This is a genomic window from Streptococcus orisasini (assembly GCF_001431045.1).
GTDB lineage: Bacteria > Bacillota > Bacilli > Lactobacillales > Streptococcaceae > Streptococcus > Streptococcus orisasini.
Map to the genome: position 1 here is coordinate 61,776 of NZ_BCLE01000032.1, position 20,064 is coordinate 81,839.

A 20,064-nucleotide genomic window follows, 5' to 3' on the forward strand; every position below is an offset into this window, starting at 1 on the left:
TCTATTTCTCCTATCCTTCTTCTTCAAATTGGGCTATCGTTGAAAATTTATTGTACTGCTTTTGGAATATTAATTTAATCGTTCCTCTAGCACCCGCCCGGTTTTTTTCCAATATAACTTCGATGGTATTGTCTTCTAATTGTTCCTGTCCTTCTTCCTTATCGCCTCTGTCATAATAATCATCACGATACAAAAAGGCAACAATATCAGCATCCTGCTCGATGGAACCAGATTCCCGAATATCGGAAAGAACTGGCCTTTTATCCTGACGCTGTTCAACACCACGAGACAGCTGACTGAGGGCAATAACTGGAACTTTGAGTTCCTTGGCAAGAATTTTTAACTGGCGGGAAATATCAGAGACTTCCTGCTGACGATTTTCAGGACGAGTTCCTGTAATAAGCTGCAAATAATCAATAACAATCAAGCCTAAACCATTTTCTAGTTCTTGGTCCAGCTTGCGGGCACGCGCCCGAATCTCTGTAACTTTAATTCCCGGCGTATCATCAATATAAATGGGAGCCTCAGCAAGAGTTCCCTGAGCCAGCGTAATATTCTGCCACTCTTGCTCAGTTAATTGACCAGTCCGCAAATTATGAGCGTCTACCATACCTTCTGAGGCAAGCATCCGATCGACCAAACTTTCTGCTCCCATCTCTAGCGAGAAAATAGCAACGGGTCGATTGTACTTTGTTCCAACATTTTGCGCAATATTAAGAACAAAGGCTGTCTTACCAACTGCTGGCCTGGCAGCTAGAATAATGAGCTGATCGGGATGAAGGCCTGTCGTAATCTTATCAAGAGCCTGAAAACCAGTCGGCAATCCGGTAACATCTGAAGTCTGTTTTGAACGCAATTCAAGATTTTCATAGTTAATTGCCAAAACATCAGAAATCCGGCGAAAACCGCTGCGGCTGCTGCGTTCATTGATATCAATCAAAGCCTTCTCGGCACCAGCAATAATATCTTCGGAATCTGTCGCCCCTTCATAGGCCTGATTGACAGTCTCTGTCAAGCGTTCAATAATCCGGCGCAGCATAGATTTTTCAGCTACAATTTTAGCATAATACTCAGCATTAGCACTGGTTGGCACACTGTTAACCAACTCAACAAGGTAAGAGATACCTCCGATATTTTGCAAATCTCCTTGACTGTCAAGAATTGCACGGACTGTCGTTGCATCGATAGCGTCATTTCGATCATTGAGACTAATCATAGCCTTAAAAATGACACGATGGGCATACTTGTAAAAATCTTCAGGTTCAATATATTCCCGAACCGCAATAAGCTTATCTGGCGCTATAAAAATAGAACCCAAAACAGACTGTTCAGCCACTAAATCCTGAGGTTGCACTCGTAATTCCGGAGTCTCTGGCAAAACTTTCCACCCCCTAACCTGACTTGTTTAATCATCAGTTACGCTTCCGTAATTTGAAGTTTAATGACTCCATCAACATCCTTGTGAAGCTTTACAGGCACTTCAATGAGTCCAATAGCACGAATGGAATGATCAAGTTTAATGTGGCGTTTATCAAGTTTAATACCAAACTGCTTGTTTAATTCTTCAGAAATCTTTTTAGCTGTGATAGAGCCAAAAATTCGGCCATCCGGACCAACTTTTTCTGTAAATTTAACAAGAGTTGTTTCTTTTTCCAAGGCTGCCTTGATTTCTTTTGCTTCAGCTAAAAGTTCGGCCTGAGCCTTTTCTGCAGATTTCTGCTTACCTTTAAGCTCATTGACAGCCTGTTTCGTTGCTTCTTTAGCCAAGTTTTTCTTAATTAAAAAATTTTGAGCATAGCCTGTGGGAACTTCCTTGATTTCGCCTTTTTTGCCCTTTCCCTTAACATCTGCTAAAAAAATAACTTTCATTATTAAAACTCCTTATTTTCTTTAAATTCTTCTTCAATTTTTTCCAACAAGAGCTGACGAACTTCTTTAACATTAACTCCCTGCATTTGACAGGCAGCTAAATTAAAGTGACCACCGCCTCCCATTTCTTCCATAATTCGCTGAACATTGATCTTATTACGGCTGCGAGCCGATACAGAGACAGACCCTTCAGGAGTTTTGATAATAACAAATGTCGCTTCAATGCCTGCCATATTCAGCATGGTATCAGCAGCTTTACCAGCAATAACATTTGAATAACTGGTATCATCTGCCCCAGCGGTTACAATAAGATTTGGCAGAATCCGCTCGCCGCGTAAAATTAATTCATTTACCGAACGATATTCATCAAAATCCAATGCTGATATATTTTGAATCTCAACATTATCACTTCCCAGTGTCCGCAAATAGCTGGCAACATCAAATGTTCGACTAGTAACACGGGTCGAAAAGTTTTTAGTGTCAAGCATAATTCCCGCCATGACAATGCTGGCTTGAATTTTACTTAAGCGACATTTACCATCTTGAAACTGTAAAAGCTCTGTCACCAATTCACTGGCGCTGCTAGCTCCGCTCTCAATAAAGGTCAGAGTAGCATTTTCTGGAAAATCATCATCTCTTCTATGATGATCAATAACAATGACCTCTGTAAACTTATCGTAAAGCTCCCTTGACAGCGTTAACTGCAGTTTAGAGTGGTCTACCATTACAAGAAGGGAGTTGTCAGTAATCTTTTCAAGAGCCTCATTTACAGTCAGCAGCTGTGTATTGCCATCATACTGCAGGCGCTCAACAGCTCGACCAACATCATGGCTCATGCTATTCTCATCATAAACTGCATAAGCATGATCAATGATATTATTTGCAAAAACCTGCATACCAACAGAGGCACCCAAAGCATCCATATCTAGTTTTTTATGACCCACTACAAAAACGCTGTCTGCAGTTTTAATCTTATCTGAAATAGCAGTCATCATAGCGCGGGTTCTTGTACGAGAACGTTTCACGGTTGAAACAGTACCGCCGCCGAAATAAAGCAATCTTTTGTGTTCCTCATTTTCACGAACAACAGCTTGATCACCCCCGCGAACAAGAGCAATATTAAGATTTTTAAGAGCAATCTGACCAATCTGATCATGATTAGCACTACCGTAGGAAATTCCCATACTCAAAGTCAAAGGAAGCTGACGTTCCTGAGCTTCTTTTCGGAACTGCTCCAGCACCTCAAATTTATCCTGAATCAATTGGTTTAAGGTGCTATAATCCGTAAAGAAATAGAACCGATCCATGTTAACCCGGCAATAAAAGATTCCCTTGTTCTGAGCAAATTCAGAAATAAAATTAGCAATGAAACCATTAATCTGAGATACATCAGCATCAGTTAAGGACTCAACAGTATCATCATAATTATCAATAGATATAACACCAATTACAGGCTGCAAGTCTAATCCTTGCTTTGGACTGTCAGCATCTCGGGATATGTTAAAGAAATAAAAGATCCCCTTATTTAAATCTAAATAAACAGAGTATTTATTGTCTCCAACCTCCATTGTCTGGTCAGCAGAACCTTCTTTTTTACTTTTAATAACATCGGTAATAAACTCACTGTCAAATTCACCGTCTTCTTTAGTAAAAATCAATTCTGCAAAAGGATTGAACCACTCAATTTTATCTGTTTCAAGGTCAAACTGAATAACACCGACCGGCATTTGGTCAAGCAAAGTAATTAATTTACCTTCCGTTTGGTTATTCAGCAGTTCAATTTGCTCCAACTCCGAAATTTCATAAACACTCTTTTGATAATAAAGCAATATTACTATAGCTGCACAGGTTAAAAAAACAATAAACATCAGCAAGGGAGAGTCTTGAAGAACACGGACACTGATAGCCAAAATCCCAAACAAAATCATACCTATCATAATTAGATGGCTAGTTGCAAAACGAAATCTTTTCATTATCTAAACCTCTTAAGCTTTAATTATACCATAAAAGCTTTATAAAATATAGAGGTCTAAAAAGGCTGCACGACCTAGGTATGAAAGTACAATGTCAGCCTTAATTCTGATTTCTAAACAGTCTAAAATCACACAATTTACGTAAAAAACTACTTTTGTGCAGCTAGTTTTTAGCTGATCGATTTCTTCCTTCCAAGTAGACCATCAAAATAGAAATATCTGCCGGATTAACTCCGGAAATACGGCTGGCCTGTCCAATCGTTTCGGGATTAATCTTTTTAAATTTTTGACGCGCTTCAGTTGCGATAGAATCGATCGCATCCCAGTCAATATTTTTAGGAATACGCTTTTCTTCCATGCGCTTCATTTTGGCAACCTGATCAAGGGCTTTTTTGATATAACCTTCGTATTTTATTTCTGTTTCTAAAAGTTCAATCAGCTTACTGTCCAAATCCTCTGCTGCAGGACCGATAAACCTGACAGCATCAGCATAGGTCACTTCTGGTCGGCGCATAAATTCTTTAGCTGTCACAGCATCCGTCAAAGGCTTAAAACCAAGTTCTTCAACCATTTTATTGGTTTCTGGCACAGGTTTTAATTTCATCGTGTTCAGACGCTTAAGTTCATTGTCAAACTGAGCTTTTTTAACAGCAAACTGCTGATAGCGTTTCTCATCAACAAGACCAATTTGATGACCAATTTCCGTCAGCCGCATATCAGCATTATCATGCCGCAGGATAAGACGGTATTCCGCTCGAGACGTCAGCAAGCGATAAGGTTCCAAAGTCCCTTTGGTCACCAAATCATCAATCATAACACCGATATAAGCATCGCTGCGCTTGAGAATCAGTTCTGGTTTTCCTTGTATTTTAAGAGCAGCATTAATTCCAGCTACAATTCCCTGACCTGCAGCCTCTTCATAACCAGATGTTCCATTTGTTTGACCCGCTGTAAAGAGCCCAGAAATTTTCTTGGTTTCCAGCGTTGCCCGCAGTTGGTGAGGAAGGACAATATCGTATTCAATAGCGTAGCCTGTTCGCATCATTTCAGCCTGTTCAAGACCTTTAATGGAATGAACCAAATCTTTTTGGACATCTTCCGGCAGACTGGTTGACAGGCCCTGAATGTAAACCTCTTCAGTTTCCCGGCCTTCAGGCTCTAAAAACAGCTGATGACGGTCCTTATCCGCAAAGCGAACAATCTTATCCTCAATAGATGGGCAGTAACGCGGGCCGACACCCTTGACAATGCCAGAAAACATGGGAGCACGGTAAAGATTTTTAGTGATGATGTCATGGCTGGTTTGATTGGTATAAGTCAGCCAGCAGGGAATTTGGTCTTTAAGATAATCTTCATCCTTAGACATGAATGAGAAATGATTGGGTTTCTCGTCTCCAGGCTGAATTTCTGTTTCATCATAGTTAATAGAATTTGCCTTCACACGAGGAGGCGTTCCGGTTTTAAAGCGACCGATTTCAAGGCCCAGTTCTTTCAAGTTGTCAGCAAGGCCAATAGAGGCTAAGCTGTTGTTAGGACCGGAGGAGTATTTGAGTTCCCCCAGAATGATTTCTCCCCGCAGAGCAGTTCCTGTAGTGACAATAACAGCCTTAGCCGAAAATTTTTGATTGGTGGCTGTCCGAACACCAACTACCTTTCCATTTTCAACCAAGATCTCTTCGATCATAGACTGACGGAGCGTCAGATTCTCTTGCTGCTCAACAGTGTGTTTCATATTGCGGGCATAAAGAGCCTTATCAGCCTGTGCACGAAGAGCTCGAACCGCAGGTCCCTTGCCAGTATTGAGCATCTTCATCTGAATGTAAGATTTATCAATATTCTTACCCATCTCACCGCCAAGGGCATCAATTTCACGGACCACAATTCCCTTAGCCGACCCTCCAATAGAAGGATTGCAGGGCATAAAAGCCAGCATTTCAAGGTTAATGGTTGCAAGCAAAGTTTTGCAGCCCATGCGGCTAGTTGCAAGGCTAGCCTCAACACCGGCATGCCCAGCACCGATGACAATAACATCATAGTTTTCAGTAAATTCGTGTATCATTTATATCTCCCAAACACAAAAATAGCCAAAACCCTCGAAAATTGTACGTCAAAAGACCTACAATTCTCATGAGCTTTGACCATCATGATTATTGTTACGTTTATTCTATCAAATTCGTCGTAAAAGTCAATTCCTAAAAAAGGATAAGCGTTCTAATAAAGCAGAGTTAATTCCGCATTCAAAAAGGTAATCTGCAAAAGTTTTTCTCTTTAAAATCTTAGTAAGTAAAATTTCATCAAGTTGGTCAATGATATCTAAAAACGATTTTTTAGTAATAGCATTTAAAGTGAGTAGAAGTTGCGCTTCCTCACGCTTTCGTTTAGCTGCTTCTGGCGGATAGCCGATCCCAAATTCACCATGAAAAAGTTCATTTAAAGTATATTGTAAATTTAATTCCCCAGCCCAACCAAAATTTAAGCCAAATGACAAAGAAGCGACATTACCATTATTAATACGTCCAAAGAGAAAAGCATCTTGTGGTGTTTGGATGAAACCTGCACGTAAACCCGGCAGACTATTACAGGCCATCATCATGCCCTGACCAGATGAACAACCAGAAACAACAAAATCAACAGCACCAGTCTCAATAAGCAGACTAATCATAACAGCAACTTCAACATAAGAGTAATTTTCAGCCTCATCAGGAAAAATGCCAAAATTTATGACTTTATGATGATTTCCAGCTGCCCTTTTGACAGACTCAAAAAGCAATTGATTGATGCTGGTTCTTGTACTGGCTTGAATAACACCAATTTTCATTTCAAACTCCTATCAACATGTTTACAAATCCCACTTAACGCTTGACAAAACTGTAAAGTTAAATATACTGACAGACTTTTTCTTCTTGATAGGCATTGTCAATTAATCCGCCACCAAGACATTCATCTTCCTTATAGAAAACAACTGCTTGACCTGGCGTGATAGCACGCTGCGGTTCATCAAAGACAACTTCTGCCTTATCACCTTTCACCTTGACAATTACTTTACTATCTGGTTGACGATAACGAAACTTAGCCGTACACTCTAGTGTAAACTCATGTGGCATATCATGAGTAAAATGAACTTGACTAGCTGTCAAGCTGGTTGACATGAGCGCCTCATGGTAGAAACCTTGTCCAACATAAAGAATATTCTTTGAAAGATCTTTCCCAACAACAAACCAAGGCGCATTGTCTCCGCCTTTTTGACCACCAATTCCCATGCCGCCGCGCTGACCGATAGTGTAGTACATAAGCCCATTATGTTCGCCCATATCACGACCATCAACAGTCATCATACGGCCTTTTTGGGCAGGCAGATACTGGCTAAGAAATTCTTTAAAGTTTTTCTCACCAATAAAACAAATCCCAGTTGAATCTTTTTTCTTAGCTGTCGCAAGTCCTGCTTTTTCTGCAATTTCACGAACCTGCGGCTTTTGCAAATGGCCAAGCGGGAACATCACTTTTTGCAGCTGTTCTTGAGACAGTTGACTCAAGAAGTAGGTTTGATCTTTGTTATTATCAGCACCGCGCAGCATGTGAACAGTGCCATCTGCATCACGTGACACTTGCGCATAATGTCCAGTTGCCACATAGTCTGCTCCCAAAGTCAAAGCATAATCCAGAAAGGCTTTAAATTTGATTTCCTTATTGCACATGACATCAGGATTTGGGGTGCGTCCTGCACGATATTCTGCTAGGAAATACTCGAAAACGCGGTCCCAGTACTCTTTTTCAAAGTTGACAGAGTAATAAGGAATACCAATTTGATCTGCCACTGCAGCTACATCTTTGTAATCTTCGGTGGCCGTACAAACGCCGAATTCATCTGTATCGTCCCAGTTTTTCATGAAGACACCAATCACATCATAACCTTGCTCCTTTAAAAGCAGAGCTGTTACAGATGAATCAACACCACCACTCATGCCAACAACGACACGTGTTTTTGAATTATCAGTCATAGACAATTCCTCCCATCAAATGTAAGATACTTAGATATAAAATTCTATTTTCAAGAATTCAATCCAAGCTCAGTTATTTTTAAACATAGACTTGAAGGGTCTAGTTATTCAAATATCGATTTGAAGGTCGATTTTGAAGCGCCTCAGCGCAAAAACTATTATATCACAAAACCAAGGATAATAACTATTCTGTAAAATCAAGCAACAGTTCCCCTGCTTTTTTAACAGTTGAAATATTTAGTTCAGTCTTAGATTTTATTCATTTGATAGACTTGACAAAATTGTCAATATAGCAGATTTTTATTTACAAAAACCTACTTAAAGCTTAATTTATAGACATTTATAGCTGTAAATATATTGTCAAGCAGCCTTTGCAAACTTTTTAAATTAACCCTCAATTTACCTTTCCATATCACTTAGCTTTAGGTTAGTAAATTAAGCTAACATAATTGACAGTAAATGAAAAAGGCTGAGACTTTTGGTCCCAACCCTTTCAAGTTCTTTGCTTAATCTACATGCCCCAAGCTGAAAGGCCTTGAGCTCTGTAAGCATTAATAGCAGAATTTATTTGATCCTGAACAGTTGCTGTTGAACCCCAACCTGGCATGGTTTGGAAGAGTCCTGAAGCTCCTGAACCATTAGTTGCATTGACTTGACCGTTAGATTCGCGAGCAATGATGTATTCCCAAGTAGATTGTGGAACACCAGTTGCTGCTGCCATTTGTGCTGCTGCTTCTGAACCAGTTGCTCCAGCTGTATTGCCATTAACCAGATTAACAGCATTAGTTGCTTGAACATTTTGAGGAGCATAAGCAGACTCATAAGCAACATTTTGAGTTGCACTATCAGGTGCTGCAACTTCTGTCACAGCTTCTGTAGAAGCTGCTTCTTCAGCAGGTTGATTATTCTCAGGAGCAGTCTGATTAGTTTGAGCTTGATCGGTATTTTGAGACTGTACTGGTGCCGCTTGAGCAAGAACAGACTCTGACTTTTTAATATGTGCTTCTGTATTTACGGATTCTCCTGTAAAAAGGGTCGCAAATCCTACAAAAAAGGGTAAAACCAAAAGCTGACTTTTAACTGCTTTTTTGAATTTCGATTTTTTGACTCTACTGTACATAAAAAACTAGCTTCCTTTCATGATCTCGCTTTCTATCATATAAATTAATTGTTACTTTCACTTTGTTTTTATATTAAAAATATTACAATAACATTTAAAGTAAATAAAAAATGCTCAAAACTATTGAAATTTTAAGCATTTTAAGCATATTTTTAAAGATCAATACCAGCCATTAGCATTCCAGAAAGCTTGTGCTGCTGTCCATGAACCATAGCGGCTAGTGACATAAGCATCTGCCACACGTTCTTGGTTTTCAGCTGATAAGTCTCCCTTTAAGTAAGAGCTGCTCAGCTGATAACGGCCATAATACTGCCCGTTTTGAGCATTGTAGTTACCGCCTGATTCCTTTTGAGCGATAAATTCTTTTGCAGCTGCATCCGATGCACTCAAGCTGCTGCTAGTTGATGCGGTTTCAGCTGTCTGCGATTCAGCAGGAGCTGCTGTTGTTGCCTCTGTAGTTTGTGGAGCTTCTGTAGCTGTTGTTGCAGCTTCACTAACTTGCGTTGTTGCAGGTGCCGCCGTTGTTGCTTCACTTGCTTGTGTTTCTGCAGGTGCAGTTGTTGCTTCAGTCGTTTGGGGAACTTCTGAAGTAACTGTTGTTGTCGCTTCACTAACTTGTGTTTCAGTTGCTGCTGGTGTCACAGCTTCACTTGCTTGTGTTTCTGCGGATGAAGGCTGTACTGTTGTTTCTGTTGCCTGAGTTGTTTCCGAAGCTGCTGGAGCCTGTGTTTCTGATGAAGGAGCCGGGGCAGCTTCTGTTGCTGGAGAAGATGCTGCTTCTTTCTCATCTAACTCTAAAACTTGATCAGTATAAATAAGGTGGACATCTTTAATCTTATTTATTTTAGCAAGCTTTTTAACCGTTGTTCCGTGAGCAGAAGCAATTTCTGACAAAGTGTCACCTGATTTTACAGTATAGCTTTCCGCATGTGCTGCAATAGGTAAAATTAAACTGGCAGCTGTTGCAAGTCCTGCAAAGCTAGTTTTTACGGTTTTATTTTCTAAAATATTTTTAATTGACATAACTTACTCCTTTTAGCGTATATGTCCCATCATACAGTAGATATGTTACCCACTTTTTAGAGTAAGATTAAATATATTACAATTAAGTTTTAATTAGAAAAAGAAAACGCCTTCTTTTGCTTTGTTAGCAATTATTTAAGCTTTGTCAAATAATTACATCTCCGCAACTACCAAACGTTTTTCTCATTTTTTTAATAAAAATAATATTAAACCAAGACAGCAGATACCGATGATAGCCATGCTGTCCTTATAGGTCCATTTTAACAGTCGATATTTACTGCGTCCTGAACCACCTTGATATCCTCGCGCTTCCATAGCTGTTGCTAAAGCATCTGCTCTTTTAAAACTGGAAGCAAAAAGGGGAATCAAAATAGGAATAATAGATCTAATTTTTTGAATTAAATTTCCCTCTCCAAAATCAACGCCACGCGCTCTCTGAGCATTCATAATACGCGTCGTATCGTCCATCAACGTTGGCACAAAGCGCAAACTCAATGACAGCATCAAACCAATCTCATGTACAGGAACTTTTAAAGGTTCTAAGGGTTTTAAAAGAGACTCAACGGCATCTGCTAAACTAAGAGGGGTTGTTGTTAAGGTCAACAGTGTTGAAAAGATGATAATCAGCACAAAACGCATAAAAATCAGAGCTGCCTGTCCAAGACCATAGTCTGTGATTTTGATAATCCACATTTGCAGCAGAACCTCGCCTGCCTGAGTGAAAAAGACCTGAAACAGAGTCGTAAAAAGAATCAAGCCTATCATAGGCTTTAACCCTTTCAGGAAAAAACCGATTTTAATACGGGACAGCAAGACCAAAACCATGGTAAAAGCAAACATCAAAAGATTTGTAATGACATTATTGGCCCAAAAAACAACAATAATAAAAATGAACATTGACAGCAGTTTGCTTCTTGGATCCAGACGATGAATGAACGAATCACCTGGAATATAGCGGCCAAGGATAAGATTATTCATTCTTAATCGCCTCCACAAATTCTTCTAGAGTAATGGGCAGAGAATCAAAAGCCATTCCCTTGTCTCTTAAATTAGCTGCAAACTGAGTAATTTTAGGAACACCCAATTGTTTGCTCTCTAGAAATTCAATTTCCTGAAAAACTGATTTAGGACTGCCCGACAGAACAATCCTTCCCTTTTCCAGCACATAAACCCAGTCTGCATAATTAGACACATCATCCATTAAGTGAGTGACTAAAACAATGGTCATCCCTTGATGATGAAGCTCTTGAAACAGATTCATCAACTCACGCCGACCCTTGGGATCCAGACCGGCAGTAGGTTCATCTAAAACCAAAATGCTTGGCTCCATAGCTAAAATACCTGCAATAGCTACCCTGCGCATTTGGCCGCCCGATAATTCAAAAGGATTTTTCTCAAATAATTCCTCAGAAATGCCAACTAAAGTTAATTTTTCACGAGCTAATTTTTCAGCATCTTCCTGAGAAACACCAAAATTCTGCGGTCCAAAAGCAACATCTTTTAAAACCGTTTCATCAAAAAGCTGACTTTCCGGAAATTGAAATACCAAACCAACCTTTTTACGAATACTTTTGATATCCTTATTTTTGGAGTCGGGCTTGATAGCCACATCATCAACATAAACAGTGCCTTCAGTCGGTGTATTAAGGCCGTTTAAAAGCTGCATGATAGTAGACTTGCCACTACCGGTATGACCAATAAAAGCTGTAAAGCTGCCATTTTTAATTTCTAAATCAACATCGAAAAGGGCACGCCCTTCAAAAGGGGTTCCCGCCTGATAAGTATAACTTACTTTTTGGAGAATGATGCCCATAACTTATCTTCCAATTCTTTTTCCAGCAAATAATTATTATCAAAGGTAAACCCTATTTGCTCAAGAGCCTTAATAATGGCTGAAGTAAAAGGAATATCCAATCCTAAACTCAAAAGTTCATCCCCTCGCGAAAATAATTCTCTAGGAGTTGAACAAGACTCTATCTGACCATTCTTCATCACCAAAACACGGTCACTAAGAGTAACTTCGTCTAAATCATGAGTAATAGATATAACTGTCATACCATACTCATCACGAATTTTTTGCATGGTTTTGATTAATTCCAAGCGGCCTTCCGGATCCAGCATACTAGTTGCCTCATCCAAAATAATGATACTCGGCCGCATAGCAACTGCACCTGCAATGGCTACTCTTTGCTTTTGTCCCCCTGACAATCTAGCCGGTTCCCTTGTTCTAAAATCAGACATGCCGACGAGATTTAAAGCTTCTGTAACACGCTTTTGCATTTCTTTGAGGGGAACACCTTGATTTTCCAGACCGAAAGCAACATCATCTTCTACAGTAGCTCCGACAAATTGATTATCTGGATTTTGAAAAACCATGCCAATCTTGTGGCGAATATCCCAAATATTGCTGTCAGATAACTCTTCGCCTTCTATTAAAATTTGTCCTGACTCAGCTTCTAAAAGCCCGTCAATTAAACGAACAGTCGTTGACTTACCGCTACCATTGTGACCGATAATAGATAACCATTCCCTATGTTTCACGTGAAACGAAATATTATCTAATGTTGGCTTTTTTTGATGATCATCGTAACGAAAAGTAACATTTTTTAATTCGATCGTTTTATCTGTCATTGTCTATTTAAAGGTATCCTTAAAGAGGAAGCCGGCTCCTTTGAAATAATCATAACCTGAATAAAGAGTGAAAAAGAGTGCTATATAAAGCAAAACAGTTCCTGCAAGTTCAAAATGGCAGAGTAGAAGAATAATGGAAAACATCTGAGTGGCTGTTTTAATTTTTCCTGGCATAGCAGCCGCCAAAACCTCTCCACCTGTTTCAACCAAAAGCAAACGTAAACCTGTCACCGCTAATTCACGACAGATAATAATTGCTGAAACCCAAGCAGGCGCTAAATCAAGACCAACAAGCATAATGAACGCACTCATAACTAACATCTTATCTGCTAAAGGATCTGCAAATTTACCAAAATTAGTCACGACCTTCCATTTACGAGCCAAATAACCATCCAAATAATCTGTCAGACTTGCTGCTGCAAAGATAACTGCTGCAACAATATGCCAAGCTGTACTGCTAGTTACAGAGGTTAGAAGCAAGAAAACCGGTATCAATAAAATACGAATAAGTGTTAATAGATTGGGGATATTTTCCTTTTTAGCCATTTGAAACTCCTTTATTGAACAGTCACATTGATGTTGGTCAAACCAGCATTAATCAAATTGGAAGTGTCCAATTTTTGACCGTTTATAGTTATATCAACACTGTTAAGTAAAGCAACTGTCAGCATAGAAGTCGTTGAACCTTCTGCCAAAGTAACTGTATAAGTCTTTTCAGCTGCTGTCAGAGTTGTTCCTGATTCTCCGGCATCAGTATTGGTAGCTGAAACCCAGCTGTCTTCTGTTCCTGTCAAGGTAAAGGTGATTTCTACCTTACCGTTTGTATTACTCAAAGTGACATTATTTCCACCTTCTGCGAAATCTGTTTCAATGGTTGTCTGACTTTGTGTTGTTGTTGACGTCGACGAATCGTCAGTGGTCTTTTTCTTTTTAGAAGAAGTAGTGAATTCGGTTTTATCAGAATCAGTATGTAATTGATTATAAGCAATATAGCCTACATAGCTGACAATAGCCAAGGCCAGCAATACGAGCAAAATCAGAGCCCAAGGGAAGTGTCTGCTTGGTTCTTCATCATAATCATATTTGCTGAGACGAGACGGTATCTTTTCAATGACAGTATCTGCTTTACTAGATTCTGTTTCAGTATCTTCAACTTGCAGAGTTTCTTCTGTAAGACCAATATTTTGAGTAACATCCAAGTCAATAGATAAATCCTGATGAGAAGATTCAGTTGATTTTTCTTCTCCTTCAGATTTAACAGTTTCATCTGCTGAAGGTGAAGTTTCAGCCGGCTCATCTACTGAGGACGGGAGAATCAAATCATCACTTGATTCTTGATTGCGGTAACCATGAATAATAGAAACCGGATCTAAGCCAACGACTTTTGCATATTTTTCCAAATATTCATTTGTTTTTCCTTCTGGCAATAGTTTAAGCTGATCCAACTCCATGGCTAATATATAGTGAGGAGCGATACCGGTTTTATCCACTACATCATCAAAACTTAGTTTTTTTTCAATCCGCGCATCACGTAAAATATCACCTATTTTATTCATTTACTTTACCTCGGTTCTTCCATCTCTACTAATCCTGTTTATTATAACAAATTTTAGATAGATTTTCTGCCTATTTTGGAAATAGTGTAAAATCTGTCACTTGCATCTCTTTCATTATCTTCTTGCCAAATTCTATAACATCTGTTATTTCTAAGCTTTGCAAAACTTTTGGAAAATCAAAGTAAGTTTCTTTTCCATTTAAATTTTCAATAAATTGATTCGAGAGTGCCTCAATAGAATCCAAACTGCTAATAAAATCACCATATAGCTCATTTCGCAGCGTCTGTAAATGAGAACTTGACAGATCACCATCTGTTTCAAACTTTTTAACAGCCTGCCGAATTTGATTAGACATAGCTATAGGCTCTTTTGTGTCAAGCAAAATGACAGCAAATTGATAAGAAGTTGACACTTCAATCTTTATATCAAAGGAATCATCAATCTTGCCTTCCTCATACCATTTTTGATAGCGCTGAGATGTCCAACCAAAGAGAAGGCAAAAAAACAATTTCAAAAGCAATTTTTCTTTCATTAAAGATTTATTTTTCTTTCCAATAAAATCAAAACGAAAGCCTACAGCTAATTTGGGAATTGTGACATCTTTTTGTATTGAGCTTGCCGGTGTGACTGGTAAAAGTTTTAAATTTGCTCGCTCAATTTGAGGACTTTCTGATGAAAGAAGCTGTTTTTGAACAGTGACAATATCCTTGTAAACCTGCTTGACATCAAATGCTCCCACAACTAAAAGAGTCAGATTTGAAGGATGATAAAAATAACGAAAATTTTCTTCTAAATCGTGCTTAGTTAAATCACCAATACTCGCTTGACTGCCAGCAATATCTTCTGCCAATGGAGTCTGTGGATAAAGTTTTGCTAAAATTCCTTGATATAGAAAATCGTCAGCATTATCCTGATACATGTCAATTTCCTGAGTGATAATACTCTTTTCATTATTAATTGACACATCTGTAAACATTGCTTTACTGGTAAAGGCTTGCAGTAAGGCAAGATTTTCCTTGATATTGTTAGCTGCTGAAAAGTAGTAAACCGTTTTATCAAAGTCTGTGTAGGCATTGCTGTCTGCCCCTAACTTAGTAAACTCATAAAAGGCATCCTTACTATCTTCCATTTCAAAGAGCTGATGTTCTAAAAAATGAGCAATACCTGCTGGATATTTTTTAAGTTTACCATCTACTGTAAACTCTGTGTCAATTGAACCAAATCGGCTGCTTATGGCAGCAAAAGTTTCTTCAAAACCTTCTTTAGGCAGCAAAAAAACAGTGATACCGTTGTCTAACTGATTAAAATAAAACTCTTCATTAATTTTTGGAAATGTACGTTTTTTTAGCCTTGTTGCAGCCATTTATTCTCCTTCTAAAAAATAGATAGACTGTAGCTTAATGAGACTTGCTATCCTGACAACATCTTCTTTACTAACTTTGACAATCTTGTCAATCAAGTCATTGACACCTAAACATCGTTCTCCTAAAAATTGACAGTTATAATCGTACTCAATCATACTTTTAGGACAATCTTCGGACAGCTGAATATTATTTATCAGCATTTTCTTGGTTTGACTTAATAAATAACTAGAAAATCGTCCTAACTTTAAATCATTAAACTGTTTATTAATCAGCTGAAAAGTCTGACGTCTTTTTTTGCTGTCAATACCAGTGTAAACTTGCAGTAAACCTCTGTAACTGTCAAAATAACTGCCAATACTGTAAGCTAAACCTTCTTTTTCCCGAATTTCAGTAAACAACTTTGAATGGGCAAAGGCGCCTAAAATACCATTAAAAACAAGCAAAGCATAATAATTACTGTCTCCGTAAGTTATTGGCAGATGGTAACCCAACTGCAAAATAGATTGCTGATTTTCTCTTTGTTCGACCTTTTCCTGAACAACTTTTGAATAATCCTGCTGATAAAAAAAGACGAGTTCTTTTTGCCGATCTTTCAAAGGAAATTCTTCGATTAGCTGTAAAACCTGATAATCGTCAAAATTTCCTAAGACAAAAATATCAATGCGATCTTCTTTCAGCATTTTTTGAAATTCTTGATAGACTGTATAGGAATTCTCAGCAGCAATCAAATCGACTGTCGCGTCTTTTGAATACTGCATCATTTTTTCTTTGAAAAAAAGTTTTTGTAATTCTAACTGGCTGTAATAAAAAGCATCTTCTTTATCGGCTTCTAAATACCTTATCAAATTTGTCTTTTCAAGCTCAAAACTCTTACTCTGATAATGCTCTACTGAAGCTAAAGGATTAAATAGAGCTTCCCTTAAAAAGGCAATCACTTCTCCTAAAATAGATTCACCGTCTAATACAAACGAATCAGATACAAAAGAAATATCAATATCAACAATGTGAACCTTTCCTTTGACTGAAACATGAGTGGAAAAGCGAGCTCCATAAAGATTGGCTAATTTCTCCCTGAAAGCTTGCGGTGTTGGATAAGCATTGTTAGCTGTTGCCAGCATTTGAGCAACCAAAACACGTCGGGCTAATGTTTTGCTGTTTAATTCTCCGGAAAAACGAAAAGTAATATGATTAGTCTTAAATTTGGTCGTTTTAATCAAGTGTAAATGCACATCTTGGGCTAATTTCATGAGACTTCCTTTAATATGTTATTCCGTTCAATTATATCATTTTATGCTATAATTATCCTTAGAGAAAGTTGAGGAATTTATGGAATATAAACTTTTTGGTGACTATATTACATTGCAAGCACTCCTGAAAAATCTAGGAATCATTTCAAGCGGAGGTGCAATAAAATCTTATTTGGCCAATACAGAGGTCTTATTTAATGGTCAAGCAGAGACACGCCGCGGCAAAAAAATTCGTCTGGGAGATCAAGTTGCTATTCCAGCATCAGATATTTTGATTACTGTTGTTGAACCTTCCTCAAAGGAGAAGGCAGAGCACCTCAATCAGCTGGCAGAAAAAGAAAGAGTAGCGGCTCTCGTAAAAGAATTGAACCAAAAAAATAAGAAAACCAAGCAGCATAAAGGAGTAAAAGTAGCTCCTAATAAAAAAGCTGTCAGATTCCCCGGCACTTAACTATGTGGATAGAAAAAATCAAATTAACAAATTACCGCAATTATCAAGAACTTGAGACTAAATTTTCGTCAAAACTTAATGTTTTCGTCGGCCAGAACGCCCAAGGAAAGACCAATTTTTTAGAAGCTATCTATTTTCTGTCTTTGACACGCAGCCATCGAACACGTTCAGATAAAGAGCTAATCCGGTTCGGTCAAAAAGAGCTGCATGTCTTAGGAATCTTAAACCGAGTCAATGGCAAAGTTCCTTTAGAAATAACCTTATCAGACAAGGGCAGAACGACGAAAATCAACCATTTGAAACAATCCAAACTGTCAGACTATATCGGTATCATGACGGTTGTTTTGTTTGCACCAGAGGACTTGCAGCTCGTAAAAGGATCCCCCAGTCTTCGAAGAAAGTTCATTGATATTGATTTAGGCCAGATCAAACCTGTTTATCTGGCTGATTTATCAAATTATAATCATGTTCTAAAACAAAGAAATTCCTATCTCAAAAAAGCTGACAAGGTTGATTCAGATTTTTTAAGTGTTTTAGATGAACAGCTGGCAGATTATGGCAGCAGAGTCATCAGGCATCGCTTTGATTTCATCCATGATCTAGCCAAGGAAGCAGATAAACACCATTTTACCATTTCAAATCAAAAAGAGCAGTTAAGTATTTCCTATCTTTCGTCGGTCAAATTTGATGATAAAACAGATATTGAGAAAAATTTCTTATCCCAGCTGCAAAAAAATCGTCAGCGAGACATTTTTAAGAAAAACACTGGTTTGGGGCCACATCGTGATGACTTAGAGTTTTTCATCAACGGTATGAATGCTGGTTTTGGCAGTCAGGGTCAGCTCCGCAGCTTGATTTTATCTTTAAAGTTAGCTGAAATCGAACTCATCAAGTCTGTCACCGGTGACTATCCCATCCTTTTGCTGGACGATGTGATGAGCGAACTTGACAACCATAGACAAACTAAGCTTCTAGAAGGCATCAAAGAAAATGTCCAAACATTTATCACGACAACCAGTCTTGAACACCTTCAACAGCTCCCTGAAGATTTAAAACTCTTCACCATCCATCAGGGAGAGGTTTCTGAAGATTAACATAAGTGTAAAACATCTGTCAATATAACTTTACAAGTATGTAAATATATTGTCTGAAAGCATTGGTTTTAAGGTGTTTGTATTTAAATTTACTGTCAAGTAACTTTTTACACTTACACGTTTAGACTTAAATTTTGATAAAAAAAGAAACTGTAGTAAACTAAACAGTTTCTTTTTTTAGCTCTTTTTACTGTACAGAATAATTAGGAGCTTCGTTTGTAATTTGAACGTCATGCGGATGACTTTCAATCAGACCAGCTCCTGACATCTCAATAAACTGAGCATTTTCGCGCAATGCCTGCAAATCAGCAGCTCCAACATAGCCCATACCAGAGCGAATACCGCCTAACATTTGAAAAACAATATCTGCCACCGCACCTTTATAAGCTACACGACCTTCAATACCTTCTGGAACAAGCTTATTAGCTTCATTGACAGAGCCTTGGAAGTAACGATCACTTGACCCTTTCTTCATAGCTGCAATCGAGCCCATACCGCGGTATGTTTTAAACTTACGGCCTTGATAAATTTCGGTTTCACCCGGTGCTTCATCAGTACCCGCAAACATTGATCCAAGCATGACAGCATTACCGCCTGCAGCAAGAGCTTTGACAATATCACCAGAATACTTGATACCACCATCAGCAATAATGGTCTTGCCATATTCACGCGCAACGCTGGCTGCATCATAAATGGCTGTAATCTGAGGAACACCAACACCGGCAACAACACGGGTTGTACAAATAGATCCTGGACCGATTCCTACCTTAACCACATCAACACCGGCATCATAGAGAGCTCGTGCACCAGCAGCAGTGGCAATATTGCCGGCAATTAAAGTCTTGTCAGGAAAAGTCGAACGAATCTCAGCAATTTTCCGAAGCACACCAGCAGAGTGGCCGTGAGCTGTATCAATGACAATAGCGTCTGCTCCAGCTTCAAAAAGTGCTTCTGCACGCTCAAAAGTATCAGAAGTAACACCGACAGCACCAGCAACTAAAAGACGGCCAAACTCATCTTTAGCAGCACTTGGAAATTCAATGACTTTTTCAATATCCTTAATGGTAATAAGACCGGACAAACGGCCAGTTTCATCAACCAAAGGCAGTTTTTCAATACGGTGTTCGTGCAAGATGCGTTCTGCTGTTTCAAGGTCAGTTCCTACAGGGGCTGTAACCAGTTTTTCACTGGTCATATGTTCTGAAATAGTCGTATCATAATCAGAAATAAAGCGCATATCACGATTTGTAATGATGCCAACTAATTTACGATTCTCAAGCGTTTCTACAATCGGCACCCCACTGATACGGTAGCGCTGCATTAATTCTTCAGCTTCAGAAACCTTATGATTAGGTGTCAAAAAGAAAGGATCAATAATGACACCATTTTCTGAACGTTTGACCTTACGAACTTCCTCGGCCTGCTCTTTAATAGACATATTCTTATGAATAACGCCAAGACCGCCTGCACGCGCAATGGCGATTGCCATTTTACTGTCCGTGACTGTATCCATAGCTGCAGTGATAATTGGAATATTTAATGTCAAATTTTCAGCCAATTTGGTCTGCATATTAACTTCATTTGGAAGAACATGGCTTTCAGCCGGGATAAGCAATACATCATCGAAGGTATAACCTTTTTTCAAAAATTTAGTGTCCCAATTTGACATTATTTAATCCTCTTTTCTATACATTTTTGCCGGTTGGCTAGTTTGATTGTAACTATCATATCACGCCAA

Annotated in this window: 18 protein-coding genes; 2 read left to right on the forward strand and 16 right to left on the reverse strand. The window is 38.7% G+C overall.

The window, feature by feature from the left end; all coding sequences use genetic code 11:
* Nucleotides 1–10 precede the first annotated feature (10 nt).
* From dnaB to yfmF, 15 genes are all read right to left on the reverse strand, one after another.
* Nucleotides 11–1,378 carry a replicative DNA helicase gene (dnaB, locus tag SCSH_RS06960; RefSeq protein WP_057491167.1) on the reverse strand — a complete coding sequence of 456 codons (1,368 nt, stop codon included), beginning with the start codon at nucleotides 1,376–1,378 and terminating at the stop codon, nucleotides 11–13.
* 38 nt (nucleotides 1,379–1,416) lie between these two features.
* Entirely contained in the window at nucleotides 1,417–1,869 is a 453-nt protein-coding gene (gene rplI / locus SCSH_RS06965; protein WP_057491168.1) for a 50S ribosomal protein L9, read from the reverse strand.
* Nucleotides 1,870–1,871: 2 nt separating this feature from the next.
* Nucleotides 1,872–3,842 carry a DHH family phosphoesterase gene (locus tag SCSH_RS06970; protein ID WP_057491169.1) on the reverse strand — a complete coding sequence of 657 codons (1,971 nt, stop codon included), beginning with the start codon at nucleotides 3,840–3,842 and terminating at the stop codon, nucleotides 1,872–1,874.
* Between the two features lie 163 nt (nucleotides 3,843–4,005).
* The gene (mnmG, locus tag SCSH_RS06975; RefSeq protein ID WP_057491170.1) at nucleotides 4,006–5,901 is read right to left on the reverse strand and encodes a tRNA uridine-5-carboxymethylaminomethyl(34) synthesis enzyme MnmG; all 1,896 of its coding nucleotides are present in this window, start codon (nucleotides 5,899–5,901) and stop codon (nucleotides 4,006–4,008) included.
* Nucleotides 5,902–6,027: 126 nt separating this feature from the next.
* A complete protein-coding gene (locus tag SCSH_RS06980; RefSeq protein WP_057491171.1) occupies nucleotides 6,028–6,660 on the reverse strand; it encodes an RpiB/LacA/LacB family sugar-phosphate isomerase in 633 nt (210 codons plus the stop codon).
* A 58-nt stretch (nucleotides 6,661–6,718) separates the two neighbouring features.
* On the reverse strand, nucleotides 6,719–7,840 hold the full coding sequence (gene mnmA / locus SCSH_RS06985) for a tRNA 2-thiouridine(34) synthase MnmA (protein WP_057491172.1): 1,122 nt from the start codon (nucleotides 7,838–7,840) through the stop codon (nucleotides 6,719–6,721).
* Between the two features lie 511 nt (nucleotides 7,841–8,351).
* Complete coding sequence (locus tag SCSH_RS06990; RefSeq protein WP_370695910.1) at nucleotides 8,352–8,906, reverse strand: transglycosylase SLT domain-containing protein; 555 nt, start codon at nucleotides 8,904–8,906, stop codon at nucleotides 8,352–8,354.
* A gap of 213 nt (nucleotides 8,907–9,119) precedes the next feature.
* Entirely contained in the window at nucleotides 9,120–9,983 is an 864-nt protein-coding gene (apf, locus tag SCSH_RS06995) for an aggregation-promoting factor (RefSeq protein ID WP_057491174.1), read from the reverse strand.
* A 183-nt stretch (nucleotides 9,984–10,166) separates the two neighbouring features.
* A complete protein-coding gene (locus SCSH_RS07000) occupies nucleotides 10,167–10,961 on the reverse strand; it encodes an energy-coupling factor transporter transmembrane component T family protein (protein ID WP_057491175.1) in 795 nt (264 codons plus the stop codon).
* Nucleotides 10,954–11,796 (reverse strand): energy-coupling factor transporter ATPase, encoded by an 843-nt coding sequence (locus SCSH_RS07005; protein WP_057491176.1) that lies wholly within the window; start codon nucleotides 11,794–11,796, stop codon nucleotides 10,954–10,956. Before SCSH_RS07005 ends, SCSH_RS07000 begins: the two co-directional genes overlap by 8 nt.
* Complete coding sequence (locus tag SCSH_RS07010) at nucleotides 11,772–12,614, reverse strand: energy-coupling factor ABC transporter ATP-binding protein (RefSeq protein WP_057491177.1); 843 nt, start codon at nucleotides 12,612–12,614, stop codon at nucleotides 11,772–11,774. Before SCSH_RS07010 ends, SCSH_RS07005 begins: the two co-directional genes overlap by 25 nt.
* 3 nt (nucleotides 12,615–12,617) lie before the next feature.
* Complete coding sequence (pgsA, locus tag SCSH_RS07015) at nucleotides 12,618–13,160, reverse strand: CDP-diacylglycerol--glycerol-3-phosphate 3-phosphatidyltransferase (RefSeq protein ID WP_057491178.1); 543 nt, start codon at nucleotides 13,158–13,160, stop codon at nucleotides 12,618–12,620.
* An 11-nt stretch (nucleotides 13,161–13,171) separates the two neighbouring features.
* Nucleotides 13,172–14,170 carry a helix-turn-helix domain-containing protein gene (locus SCSH_RS07020; protein ID WP_057491179.1) on the reverse strand — a complete coding sequence of 333 codons (999 nt, stop codon included), beginning with the start codon at nucleotides 14,168–14,170 and terminating at the stop codon, nucleotides 13,172–13,174.
* Between the two features lie 70 nt (nucleotides 14,171–14,240).
* A complete protein-coding gene (gene yfmH / locus SCSH_RS07025; RefSeq protein WP_057491180.1) occupies nucleotides 14,241–15,533 on the reverse strand; it encodes an EF-P 5-aminopentanol modification-associated protein YfmH in 1,293 nt (430 codons plus the stop codon).
* Complete coding sequence (gene yfmF, locus SCSH_RS07030) at nucleotides 15,534–16,781, reverse strand: EF-P 5-aminopentanol modification-associated protein YfmF (RefSeq protein WP_057491181.1); 1,248 nt, start codon at nucleotides 16,779–16,781, stop codon at nucleotides 15,534–15,536.
* Between the two features lie 79 nt (nucleotides 16,782–16,860).
* On the opposite strand from yfmF, the gene yaaA reads away from it, so the two are divergent.
* Together yaaA and recF are read left to right on the forward strand one after the other, a co-directional pair.
* The gene (gene yaaA, locus SCSH_RS07035) at nucleotides 16,861–17,232 is read left to right on the forward strand and encodes a S4 domain-containing protein YaaA (protein WP_057491182.1); all 372 of its coding nucleotides are present in this window, start codon (nucleotides 16,861–16,863) and stop codon (nucleotides 17,230–17,232) included.
* A 2-nt stretch (nucleotides 17,233–17,234) separates the two neighbouring features.
* A complete protein-coding gene (gene recF, locus SCSH_RS07040; RefSeq protein ID WP_057491183.1) occupies nucleotides 17,235–18,326 on the forward strand; it encodes a DNA replication/repair protein RecF in 1,092 nt (363 codons plus the stop codon).
* 187 nt (nucleotides 18,327–18,513) lie between these two features.
* Here recF and guaB read toward each other — a convergent pair whose 3' ends face one another.
* Complete coding sequence (gene guaB / locus SCSH_RS07045) at nucleotides 18,514–19,995, reverse strand: IMP dehydrogenase (protein ID WP_057491184.1); 1,482 nt, start codon at nucleotides 19,993–19,995, stop codon at nucleotides 18,514–18,516.
* Between the last annotated feature and the right edge of the window lie 69 nt (nucleotides 19,996–20,064).

What these genes read in the sequence shown, in the direction of transcription:
- rplI (WP_057491168.1), bottom strand. Translation starts at nt 1,869, where the DNA reads ATGAAAGTTATTTTTTTAGCAGATGTTAAGGGAAAGGGCAAAAAAGGC.
- SCSH_RS06970 (WP_057491169.1), bottom strand. Translation starts at nt 3,842, where the DNA reads ATGAAAAGATTTCGTTTTGCAACTAGCCATCTAATTATGATAGGTATG.
- mnmG (WP_057491170.1), bottom strand. Translation starts at nt 5,901, where the DNA reads ATGATACACGAATTTACTGAAAACTATGATGTTATTGTCATCGGTGCT.
- SCSH_RS06980 (WP_057491171.1), bottom strand. Translation starts at nt 6,660, where the DNA reads ATGAAAATTGGTGTTATTCAAGCCAGTACAAGAACCAGCATCAATCAA.
- mnmA (WP_057491172.1), bottom strand. Translation starts at nt 7,840, where the DNA reads ATGACTGATAATTCAAAAACACGTGTCGTTGTTGGCATGAGTGGTGGT.
- apf (WP_057491174.1), bottom strand. Translation starts at nt 9,983, where the DNA reads ATGTCAATTAAAAATATTTTAGAAAATAAAACCGTAAAAACTAGCTTT.
- SCSH_RS07000 (WP_057491175.1), bottom strand. Translation starts at nt 10,961, where the DNA reads ATGAATAATCTTATCCTTGGCCGCTATATTCCAGGTGATTCGTTCATT.
- SCSH_RS07005 (WP_057491176.1), bottom strand. Translation starts at nt 11,796, where the DNA reads ATGGGCATCATTCTCCAAAAAGTAAGTTATACTTATCAGGCGGGAACC.
- SCSH_RS07010 (WP_057491177.1), bottom strand. Translation starts at nt 12,614, where the DNA reads ATGACAGATAAAACGATCGAATTAAAAAATGTTACTTTTCGTTACGAT.
- pgsA (WP_057491178.1), bottom strand. Translation starts at nt 13,160, where the DNA reads ATGGCTAAAAAGGAAAATATCCCCAATCTATTAACACTTATTCGTATT.
- SCSH_RS07020 (WP_057491179.1), bottom strand. Translation starts at nt 14,170, where the DNA reads ATGAATAAAATAGGTGATATTTTACGTGATGCGCGGATTGAAAAAAAA.
- yfmH (WP_057491180.1), bottom strand. Translation starts at nt 15,533, where the DNA reads ATGGCTGCAACAAGGCTAAAAAAACGTACATTTCCAAAAATTAATGAA.
- yfmF (WP_057491181.1), bottom strand. Translation starts at nt 16,781, where the DNA reads ATGAAATTAGCCCAAGATGTGCATTTACACTTGATTAAAACGACCAAA.
- yaaA (WP_057491182.1), top strand. Translation starts at nt 16,861, where the DNA reads ATGGAATATAAACTTTTTGGTGACTATATTACATTGCAAGCACTCCTG.
- recF (WP_057491183.1), top strand. Translation starts at nt 17,235, where the DNA reads ATGTGGATAGAAAAAATCAAATTAACAAATTACCGCAATTATCAAGAA.
- guaB (WP_057491184.1), bottom strand. Translation starts at nt 19,995, where the DNA reads ATGTCAAATTGGGACACTAAATTTTTGAAAAAAGGTTATACCTTCGAT.